Below are 11,011 nucleotides of genomic sequence, written 5' to 3'. Positions count from 1 at the left end.
CTGAAAGTACATGTATTTCTTGCATATCCTTCAAATCCAGATTTAAGGTTACTAATCCTTTGTACTGTTTTATCAAAAATAAACCTTCCTGTGTTGGCGTCTGCAGAATTATATTCAGCTCCTCTTTCGATAGAGAAAATGCCTTCATGTATAATCTATTTGCATTGACGTTCGGCATCAAGATTCTTGTATCAACATGTTTATCTAAATATTGAGTAAATTTGCTAGCAAATGCGAGATTTAAATTCTCAGTACTTAGGATTACTACAACATTTAGTTCCGTCATTCTTTGCATCCAGTTATCAAACTCTTTCTCTGTAGGAAAAATATTACTTATCTCCCATGCTTCATCCAAAACAAGTATTGCAGGCGAGCCATCACATTTTGCCTCAAAAGAATATAAAAAATAGTAAAGTATCACGGACATACATTCCTTTTGTTTTGTAAGGTTTGCGGTGTTGAGAGATATAATTTTTGTTTCCCAGTCAATATCTGATTCATCACCATCTTGAAATAAGTAAGCAAAGTCACCATCGTCACACCATCTACTTATCTTACCCCCAAGGAGCAAGAGCACCTCAGAAATTTGTGAAATAGAACGTGATTCCTTGGGTATAGCAAATATAGAATCCACAATTTTTCTTATCTTTTCTTCTACGTCCACCAAGCTCGTATCGGCTACCATTCTTCTGATCAGTTCAACCAACATATTGCGATTGGAAGCACTATCTTCAATGTTTAGTGGATTAAATTTTAGGCTTTTGTCCTTATATTTTGGATCGATTATGTAATATTTACCACTCACTGCTTTAGTAAAAATTATTGATTTTCCAGTGTTATCCAATATGACAATTCTTGGGTTAAACTTTCTTGATTCTGATAATAGAAAATTAATGAGTGAAGTTCTGCCTGAATTTGGAGCTCCGAGTATCGTAGTATGGCCATTATTTCTTTTTCCATGAAAATTAAAGAAGTAAGGATTTCCTTTTTTTGAAAAAAAAATCATTACCGCTTCTTTCCACCTTCTTCCTTTTAATGTACCTGACGTAAAATCGTGCAGCATAGCAAAGCTGCAAGCGTATTTTGTTAAGATATTTTTCGGTTGCGTAATAAAAGCAAAATTGCCTGGAAGTTGTGCCCAAAAATGACTTTCCATATGTAAATCAGTTCTAAACATCATGAAGCCAACTAATGACATTATAGAAGATAAATCACTAATACTTTCAGCTAACTTATTCCTATCATCTGCAAATATTGTAAAAATAATTTTCTGTTGGCAGAAGTCTATACTAGAGGTCTTTTCAAGCTCTATTATTTCTTCAATTCCTGAGCTTTTAAGTAAGGTATTATCCTCACTAATTTGCAGCATGTTGATTTGTTTTTTAAATTCTTTTATTGCTTTGTTATTACTAGTAAATATCATTATTTCTGTAATGATAAATTCAGATTCAAGCTGCAAGCATCTATCTATATTACCTAAAGAGATTTCCCGGTATTCTTTTATGCTGAAAATAGAGCCAAATTTCTGTTGATTTTCAAATATTGTTTGAAACGTATTGAAACCAAAAGCTATTTTAAAATTTCTAATATATTGCGACAGGTCCCTTTCATGTATTGGATAATCTTTGTGCGTTAATGTAACAATATAGTGGAGAAATTCTATCATTTCAGAATATATTTTACCTTCACTAAACCTTAGACTCAGTTTTTTAGCTCCAAAAGGTCCTAAATCATTTTGAATTACGTCAGTTATCTTTTGCAACTCCTGATGGCTTTCTTGTAAAGACAACTTATGCTTATTCTTTATTCTATTGAAAAAAAACGAATTATTAGTATGCTTGCCAAAATCGCTAAACAATATTACAATGTATAGTTCATTTATATACTGTAATTTACTATCAGTTAGTTTATTAAACCACGTTGAATGTAGGTTGTCAGAGAAGTCTTCAGTTTTATTCCATTTCAAGCTCAGTTTATTGCGCTTTCTAACGGTATGAATCCAAACGGTAAAACACAGGCTATTAATATTTTTTGATATGCTTTTTCTAATTTCAGTTCTGAGGTCACTGTAGTTATCAACAGAAGAATAATCTTCTAACTTGATTATTTTTAACAATTCTCCCTGTTTTGTTAGTATGGTTTCTTCATCGTAATGACAAGCATAAGGAACAAAATCTAAATCAATGCTTTCTAGTAATGCTAAGTTGTTCTTTTTTTTAAGCTTAGAGTTAACTGTTGGTACTTTTAACTGCATATGCGTATTCAATAAAGATAATTAAAAAAGATAAAAATACTATCTTAATTTTTATCTTTTTTTTCGCTATCGGATTGTAATTTTATATCTTTTGCAAAGTTAAATTTTTCTTTTAAGTAGTCTGTTGCCTTTTCTGTACTACCGAACATCAGGACCAGTACACCAAACATTATCATAAAAAAGATTAGACCTCTGAACACTACTGCAAGTATCACTGCAGCTATACACAACCCTATGATTGTTGAAGGACTCATATTTTCTACAGTATCTTTAACTGAAAATGAAGAAATAAAATTTTTTACCGTTTCTTGTATACCCTTTAATTCATCACTCGCCGAACTTGCTTCGCTAGAATATGATGCAAAAATGAAACTTAATAAGGCTATAAAAACCAAAACTTTATTCAATTGAATGCGCATCAACTAAATACCTTTTAAACATTTCTTAAATATAACAACTTTTATATCAATAGGCAAGAACTGAATTCACTTATCCACTACAAGTAACACATATTTAATTTTTACAGACGTGAACATGCTGTAAGCTCTTTATCATCAACAAGAGGACTCACATTAATGGATGTTAATTTACTTGATAGGAAGTTTGAATGCAATTCAGCTACTGCTGCTATAGCAAACACTGCAGCCATAGCAAGTAGTCCTGCTCCTATCAATCCTGATGTCATTGCTCCTGCAACAATGCACCCTATTGTGGAGAGAGCACAACCTGCTACAAGTGCAACGTGAAGATTTCTGTTATTGGGTTGGTTTTTAAGTAGGATATCTTTCTTAACTTGATCTGGATTTGCTTGACCATCTGAGTTTTCATTTTCTTGCATTTTTGGCTCTTTTTTTACAGTCTGCTCTGGCTGCACTTGAGTCTCGTTTTCTTTTGGGGATTCCAAATTTGATTCTAATAACTCAGTTTTTTCTCCACCCTCTGGTTGTAAGCCATTATCTCCTTCAACAGAGCTCAATGTTGAGTTTAAACTTTCCTCAGATGAAGTGCTTGTTACTAAAGTTAAACTGCTCCTTCTGCTACTTACTGGTGATTTCAAACTTTCTTTACTCGTTCTAGGTGAGTCTATTCCACTATCTGAGTCATTGCCACTACTGAGTTTAGAAGTTTTCTTCTCCTCTATTTCTTTCACAACCTTGCTATATTTTTCAAACACTTCCTCTGCAACATCTGAATTACTAAGTATTTTATTATCACCACTTTTTTTCTCAGCTACATTCAAGGGTGTTTCTTGTGTGTTGTTTTGCTCTTCAATATGTTTTAGCTGCATTTGATCTTCAATATTTTCTTCAACAGCATTTGGTATTGAGCTTACACTGCTGCTCCTGTTAGTAATATCCAAAATTGTTTTTACTATTTTTCCTCTTATTGTTTGTGGTCTTTGTGATTGTTCTCTTTCATTGTTAAATACTGTAGGTACAGCTAGTTCTTCTGATTTTATTACTTCATCTTTCAATGCAGGAAGAAAGTTTTCGATATAATACTTATAATGTTTTTGATATTCCTCTTGTTTTTCTGGTGATTTTTCTAATTGTTCTCTCAGCGATTTTTCTAATTCAGTTAATACCTCAGGACTAGCTCCTTCCTTGAACAACTCTATGCATTTTTTGATAGTTCCATCTCCCTTTTGTGGGCTTCCATATTTATGATTTTCTTTTGTTACCTTTTTGTATATAGTGTCGTGCAATTGTTGGTTAATATCTTTTTGAGAACTTAGCATAGACTCCTCCATACATAACAAAATGTATAGATACCTCTTTAGCGTTAATTTTACATTAAAACTGGGCAATTATGCCATATTATAAATAATTGCGGCAACTTGCTTATTGGAAGGTCGCTTAACTATTTGCTTTCTGGGCTTTCTACTTCTACAGATTTGCTATTAATATGATTCTTTGCTTGTTGAACTAACATATCCACTACTTCTTTTACAGGCTTTTCCTTATCAACCATGCCAACACTTTGGCCAGCCATTAAAGATCCCGTTTCAACATCTCCATCAATTACTGCTCTTCTTAAAGCTCCAGCCCAGAATTTTTCTATTTCAAGCTGCCCATCTTCTTTTGAGATCTGTCCCTTTTGGTATTCATCAATAACTTCTTTTTGACGCTTCATAAAGTCATCGCTTGCTTTGTTGGCTATAGCTCTTACTGGAATTACAGGAAAATCAGCACTTATCTGTACAGAAGGTATTGCATTACGTGCGGCCGATTTAATAAACACTTCCTTAAAATTTTTGTGGGCAATTGACTCATTAGTGCAGACAAATAATGTACCTATTTGACAGCCACTTGCTCCCATTTCCAGGTAATTAACTATCATTTCACCTCTTCCTATTCCACCTGCAACAAACACTGGTATTTGTTCATTTTTAAAATGAGGCAATATCTCTTGTGCAAGAACAGAAGTGCTAACTGGACCTATATGCCCACCTGCTTCCATTCCTTCTATTATTAATGCATCTACTCCCATTTTTACTAACCTTTTCGCAAGGCTTAATGCTGGTGCAAAGCACATAACTTTAATGCCTGCACCCTTGATTTTTTCTATATTAGGCTTTGTTGGCAGTCCACCGGCAAGCACTATATGGCTCACTTTCGTTTCAATACACACATCTATCAACTCACTCAACTTTGGGTGCATAGTAATTAGATTTACACCAAATGGCTTGTTAGTTAATTGCTGCGTCTCTATGATTTCTTTTTTTAGCAAGTCTGGAAACATTGCACCACATGCAATCACACCAAAACCACCAGCGTTTGAGATTGCTGAGACCAAGTTTCTCTCTGAAACCCAGCTCATAGCACCACCCATTATAGCAAACTCACTGCTAAGAAAATCTGTTCCTTTTTTCCAGAGGCTACTTAACATATAACCTATATCATACGTTTAAAAATGTTTTGTTTATCTATAAATGTGTGTTTTAAGGCGCCAAGTATATGTAAGATTATAAAGAGTACCATAAAATATGCAAGCATCGAATGTAGCTCGTTAGCCGTGTTAGCTAGATCTTTGTTTTGATTAATCAACAAAGGGATATGAAAAAAATATTTGATCTGTTTGCCAGAAGCAGAAGACATGACATAGCCAGATAGTGGCATTAGCACCATCAAAGAATATAAACCAAAGTGTACTGCTTTACTTATATTGATTACAAACCGAGAAAAATTTGCTGGAAGTGGTGGAACATAAGTAAAGACGCGAAAAAATATGCGTACTATGATTAATCCAAGAATAGTGATACCGCAAGCCTTATGAATAGCGTATATGTTGAACTTAATTTCATTGCTAAGTGGCAGGCTTTTCATATAAAGCCCAGAACAAAGCATACCGATAATAAAAACAGCCATCAACCAACGGATAACTCTTAAACCTAGGCTATATTTATCGTCTTCCATTTTGATTACCCTAAAGTAGCATTTATATAATAGAAAAACTATTTTTCAATCAAAATCATTAAAGCAATTTAGATTTACCGACAATGTAGCTATACAAATTCGACCCAGCCGGAAGTCAAGGGCACCTAAATCAAGAAACGGATTAAACGAAAAACTTACTTGACAAACTCCGCCAGCCTCCTTATCATGAAACTGAAGCTATTTATTTATCTTCTCTGTACAGATTAAATGGCAAAAAAACTCAACGTATCTGGTGTCTCATGTTTAATTTTTTGCACTATGTGCACTCTATGTCTTTATCAAATTTCTAGGTTTTTACCTATACAAGCTGAAATACGCTTATAAAGCATTTAAAACATCAAAAAACGCCAACTTAAAAAATGGATAGTGAATAATTAGCTACCCTAGGGTTTCTTTTGCCTTTTTTTCTGTTTAGTAAATTTCTTAAATATTTATGACTAAAGGTTAGTTGCATTAAAAAGCAGCTAAATCGCGGTTATTAAGCGTTTAGAATAAAAAAACGCCATACTTGAAAGTATAATGTAAGTAATTAGCCAACCACGGGGCTTCTTTTGCCTTTTTTTCTGTTTAGTAAATTTCTTAAATATTTATGACTAAACGACAATCGTCATCCCTGTAAAGGTCAAGTATCCCGCTACGTGTTGGCGGCTAAGAGATACCCGGCGGTATGACGGTTCGTGATGGCATGACGATAAGGTTCCAGTGTCAAGCGTTTGGCATGCAAATTTCCTTAAACGTTCGTAAGCTTAAAACTTTACTTTAGATCAAACTGCTGTATAGTGACTTTATAGCTTCAATTTTGTAATGAATATACCTAGTATAGAAAATTGTGATCTTCACAATAAAACCGTCTTACTCAGAGTTGACTTCAATGTTCCTATAAAAGATGGAGAAATTCGTGACGTCACTCGTATTTTGAGAGCATTGCCTACTATTCAGTATTTAGTGAATGCGAGTGCAAAGATTATTATTATATCACATTTTGGACGCCCAAAGGCCAGAGACAATAATCTGTCGCTAAAAAATGTAATTGACACTTTATCGCAGTTACTAAATAAAAAAGTGAAATTCATTGACGATTGCTTTGGTGAAAAAGTACAAAGAGCAGTAAGTGTTATGGATGCAGGAGATATAATATTACTAGAGAATCTAAGATTTTATAAAGAGGAAGAGCAAAGTGACTCAAATTTTGCCAAACAACTAGCATCTCTAGCGGATATATATGTAAATGATGCATTTTCTTGCTCTCACAGAGCTCACGCTTCTATTTCACGCATTACAGAATTTTTACCCTCTTATGCAGGGTTTTGCTTGCAAGATGAGCTAAAGTATCTTGAAAAAGCTGTATCGTTTAAAGCTAAACCTATTACTGCGATAGTTGGGGGAGCTAAAATATCAACTAAAATAAAAGTGCTTATGAAGCTAACAGAAAAGGTTAATTACTTAGTTCTAGGTGGTGCAATAGCCAATAATTTTTTGTCATTTAGCAAAGTAAATATAGGGAAATCTTTCTTTCAAAATGGTGTTGACGACCTTCTGCATAATATTCTTGAAACAGCAAATAAAAACAATTGCAAAATAGTTGTGCCAGAAGACGTTCTGGTTGCAGTAAACTCTGGTTACAGCACTAGTATTTCAAGAAGAACTGAGTCCATTTTGGACGGTGATATAATTTTGGATATCGGACCACAAACTTTGAGTACAATAAGCAGTATAATAGCAAGCAGTAAGACTCTGCTGTGGAATGGACCTATTGGTGTTTTTGAACATTCAGCTTTTGCAAGCGGTACAATAGGGGTAATGAAAATCGTAAGTGACTTAACGCACAAAGGAAAGTTAACCAGCATAATAGGGGGAGGCGATAGTCTATCTGCAATAAGCGCTGCAGGCCTTGCCGATAAGGATTTTACATATGTTTCCACTGGTGGAGGAGCATTTTTAGATTGGTTAAGTGGCGATGAAATGCCGGGAGTTGCTGCTCTGCAAAAACGATTAGATTAAAACTTTTTTAAATTATTTCTTATAGGCTAGCTTTTTTGTGAGCGTGATTATGTCGAAGACAGTTAAACTAATTTTGTGTTTAATAATACCAATAATAGGATTTATTTTTTATATTAAGGATCATTATTTTCACACCGGCTATGTAGAAGAAAATGTTGAAGTCAATTTTGAACCATTTTTCAGTTCACAACCAGCCACCGTTTCAGAATTAACTGACTTCGATAGAGGAGTGTTGAAAGTTTGTGGAGATTGGGGAGCACATCCAGATAAAGAAGATTTCAAAATTTTACTTAGTTGTCCGCAGCATCAAGAAGTAGTGAAAGGAATATATAAGTGATTACGCCAGATGCGGATTTGGAGTTACTTAAAGATGAACTGGCTAACATTTGGTTTACAAATAGTGGAAGTGAAAAAGAAACTATAGGGTTTGGACATATTTTTTGTGGTGAGCCAAACGATAAATTAGGTGGTATGCATTTTGTAGGTAGATATGTTGAAGCTCAAGAGGATAAATGGGCAGTTGGAATCCTGTGCAATGAATCAGATATTAAGCCGCCGGTTTATACATTTGGAATGAAATATTTGGGTAAGGATGGGGAAGTGAAAGTTAAATGCCCAAATGGATACGCATATAACCTTCATGCCGATCATTTCTGCAACTAAGGCGTTTAAGGAATTAGGAAAAGATGGAATGTGTCTATATGAAATGGAAGATGACAATTATCAATCAGTGTTTGTAAGAAAGAATGATGCTATACTCACGTTCTATCCTGACTTAACACCAAAATGTGATGATAAGAGTACTTATTGTAGTTGCGGTAAATCTTAATTTCAAAACCAATAGGGTGAACAAATGATAAAAATGCTATAGGGTGTAGCAAATCTAAATGAGTTAAAATTTTGATTAAAGGGTTTTGTGAATAATAATGAAGAAGGGCATTATTCGTCTAATAAAAGCAATTCAATACTCTTGTGAAGGAATAAAATCAGCTTTTATATCAGAAATTGCGTTCAGACAGGAGTTACTGCTTTTTATAGTATGTGTCTCAATTTTGTTTGTTTTGGATGTAAGTAATCTAGAACGTGCAGTAATGATAAGCAGCCTATTCCTGGTGTTAATTGTGGAAATTGTTAACACTGCTTTTGAAACGACAATTGAGCGTATTTCCAGTGAACAACACATACTTTCAAAAAAGGTGAAAGATCTAGGTAGTGCAGCAGTTTTTCTTTCATTAATTAACTTCCTGATAACATGGATGATAATATTGATAGGTTAATACGAATGTTATTAAGATATGTTGTCAAACTCACCAATTAAAGTTTTTATATCTTGCGGTAAATCAGAGACAAATTCCATGTATTCCTTACTTTTTGGGTGGTATAAGCCCAGTGTATAAGCATGTAGTGCTTGTCTATTGAAATTACGAATGAAACTAGAGTTTTTAGCATATTTTGTGCTTTTACTACTATTTTTTCCATAAACTTGATCACCAACTATGGAATGTCCTATGTGGCTCATGTGGACTCGAATTTGGTGTGTTCTGCCTGTCTCTAAAGTGCATTTAACGAGGCTTACTTGTCCTATAACTTTTTGCACTAAATAGTGAGTGATTGCTAATTTGCCTGTGATTTTTGTTACACACATCATTTCTTTATTACCGCGTTTGGGAGCAATGTTAGTTTTTATCGTGCCTTGCTGAGAAGATAATGTTCCCCAAACTACTGCTAAGTATTCCCGCTTTATTTTGCGATTCGATAACAATTCAGACAAAAAACTATGGGCTGCTTCATTTTTTGCAATTACCATTAGCCCACTAGTATCTTTATCGAGTCTATGAACAATTCCTGGTCTTACATTAAGGTGAGCGATAACTGCGTTCAAAAGCGTATCATTGTTTGTCCCAGCACCTGGGTGCACTGTTAATCCACTTTGTTTACTCAGAACTATAATGTCCTCATCTTCATAGACGATATTAAGTTTTATGTCATAATTAGGCTCAATTGATGTGGATATGTCAGGTTGAACGAGATGCACCACATACTCTTCATCTGGTTTTACTATGTAGTCATTATTAATTATCGGTGTGCCAAGTAATTTCACCTGCTCATTTTGTATCAATCTTTGCGCTTTGCTGCGTGATATGTTGCATTTTTCAGCTATATAGGTGTCTAACCTTAATTTCTCTTTATCATTATTAACACTTAAGGTTATTATTGAGTAATCTATAGTGATTTACCCCGCGCCATTTCCCATGCTGCTTGAACATTTGGGTCTGTAAACATTGTTGCACTAGACTCAATTTGCAGATCACCTTGTTTTTTAATATGGCAAATTGTTTGAGAGCCATCTTTCCAGTAGATTGTAACTTTATTATCAAAATCTCGTAATGTTGCCTCAACCTTTTTTTCTTTATTATCTTTTTCTTCCAGCTTAATAGATTCTAATAAATAATATAAGAATTCACTTGGTTTGCCGTTGATTTTTTCTTTCCATTCATCTGTTTTTTCTTGTTCAGATTTTTTTTGCTCTAACTTTTCCTTCTTTTGCTGCAGCTTATTTTGTTCTGCTTCCAGCTCTAACTTTCTAACTGTGTCACGTAGTTCTTTGACTTTATTTTCTAATACTAATAATTTATTAGTATTATTTCCATTGTTAGCTTCTAAATCAGGCGTACTTGGTTGAGCTTGCTTCTTTTTTATTTCTTCTAATTCATTCCTTACTACGTTTAATTGCTCCTTCAATTCCGTTTTTTCCTCTTCTGTATCCTCTTTTAACTTTTTTAGCATGCTAAGGAACTCGTTATTATTAGACTGCGTAGTTGATTGAAGCCAGCCTACAAAGCGGCTTGGTTCAAATCGTTCAATTTTATCTTCAGCAATTTTAATAGCATTCTCTAACCTAGAAAAAGTACCTTCAATATCTAGTGAATGTGCTTTTTTTGTCAATTCTTTAGTGTTGTTTAAAACTTCTGAAATTTCTGCATGTAGCCAATCTAAATCTTTTTTGATGTCTTCTCTGATTTTTTTTAGGTGATCAAGCGTTTCTTTAATGTTAATATTTGCAGGCTTTAAAAGACTATTATCAAGTAAATCGCAAGCTTTTTTAAGGTTACTGTCAAATGAGTTGCAAAGCGGACTAAGTAGTTTTTTCATTAGAGATATTAGTTCATTTTCCCTTTTACCAAGCTTATTTTCTACTACTGATACAACCATGCCCTTTCCAGACCAGTATGGAAATAGAAGACCTAAAGAACTGTGTTTTCTAATAGTATGATTTTCATGATCCACGCTATTACTTATTAGATTGCTAAGTGTTGAT

The 11,011-nt window shown here is 34.0% G+C and carries 8 protein-coding genes and 2 pseudogenes; 3 read left to right on the top strand and 7 right to left on the bottom strand.

Features of this window, described 5'->3' with window-relative positions; genetic code table 11:
* The 5 genes from OZD62_RS05900 to OZD62_RS05880 form a co-directional block, all read right to left on the bottom strand.
* A partial coding sequence (locus OZD62_RS05900; protein ID WP_275019649.1) for a VirB4 family type IV secretion/conjugal transfer ATPase occupies positions 1-2,254 on the bottom strand: 2,254 nt, incomplete at its 3' end.
* Positions 2,255-2,298: 44 nt separating this feature from the next.
* Complete coding sequence (locus OZD62_RS05895; RefSeq protein WP_022626145.1) at positions 2,299-2,673, bottom strand: hypothetical protein; 375 nt, start codon at positions 2,671-2,673, stop codon at positions 2,299-2,301.
* A 101-nt stretch (positions 2,674-2,774) separates the two neighbouring features.
* Positions 2,775-3,992, bottom strand: coding sequence for a hypothetical protein (locus OZD62_RS05890; RefSeq protein ID WP_275019648.1), 1,218 nt, complete (start codon positions 3,990-3,992; stop codon positions 2,775-2,777).
* 122 nt (positions 3,993-4,114) lie between these two features.
* Positions 4,115-5,143 carry an NAD(P)H-dependent flavin oxidoreductase gene (locus OZD62_RS05885; protein WP_010082023.1) on the bottom strand — a complete coding sequence of 343 codons (1,029 nt, stop codon included), beginning with the start codon at positions 5,141-5,143 and terminating at the stop codon, positions 4,115-4,117.
* A 5-nt stretch (positions 5,144-5,148) separates the two neighbouring features.
* Positions 5,149-5,670 carry a cytochrome b gene (locus OZD62_RS05880; RefSeq protein WP_275019647.1) on the bottom strand — a complete coding sequence of 174 codons (522 nt, stop codon included), beginning with the start codon at positions 5,668-5,670 and terminating at the stop codon, positions 5,149-5,151.
* 825 nt (positions 5,671-6,495) lie between these two features.
* Here OZD62_RS05880 and OZD62_RS05875 point away from each other — a divergent pair.
* The 3 genes and pseudogenes from OZD62_RS05875 to OZD62_RS05855 all read left to right on the top strand — a co-directional run bounded on the left by OZD62_RS05875 (position 6,496) and on the right by OZD62_RS05855 (position 8,969).
* Entirely contained in the window at positions 6,496-7,692 is a 1,197-nt protein-coding gene (locus OZD62_RS05875) for a phosphoglycerate kinase (RefSeq protein ID WP_275019646.1), read from the top strand.
* A gap of 49 nt (positions 7,693-7,741) precedes the next feature.
* Positions 7,742-8,521, top strand: a pseudogene (locus OZD62_RS06285) (EndoU domain-containing protein).
* Between the two features lie 97 nt (positions 8,522-8,618).
* Positions 8,619-8,969 carry a diacylglycerol kinase gene (locus OZD62_RS05855; protein ID WP_007549043.1) on the top strand — a complete coding sequence of 117 codons (351 nt, stop codon included), beginning with the start codon at positions 8,619-8,621 and terminating at the stop codon, positions 8,967-8,969.
* Positions 8,970-8,980: 11 nt separating this feature from the next.
* Here the strand turns inward: OZD62_RS05855 and OZD62_RS05850 are convergent, their stop codons facing one another.
* Both OZD62_RS05850 and OZD62_RS05845 read right to left on the bottom strand, forming a co-directional pair.
* Positions 8,981-9,925, bottom strand: coding sequence for an RluA family pseudouridine synthase (locus tag OZD62_RS05850; RefSeq protein WP_038227940.1), 945 nt, complete (start codon positions 9,923-9,925; stop codon positions 8,981-8,983).
* Positions 9,916-11,011: pseudogene (locus tag OZD62_RS05845) on the bottom strand (hypothetical protein); the annotation flags it as partial. The pseudogene OZD62_RS05845 and the gene OZD62_RS05850, both read right to left, overlap by 10 nt.

Origin of the sequence: Wolbachia endosymbiont of Drosophila seguyi (genome assembly GCF_028981765.1) — a bacterium.
GTDB classification, from domain to species: Bacteria; Pseudomonadota; Alphaproteobacteria; order Rickettsiales; family Anaplasmataceae; genus Wolbachia; species Wolbachia pipientis.
This window is presented reverse-complemented; position numbering and strand designations above follow the sequence as displayed.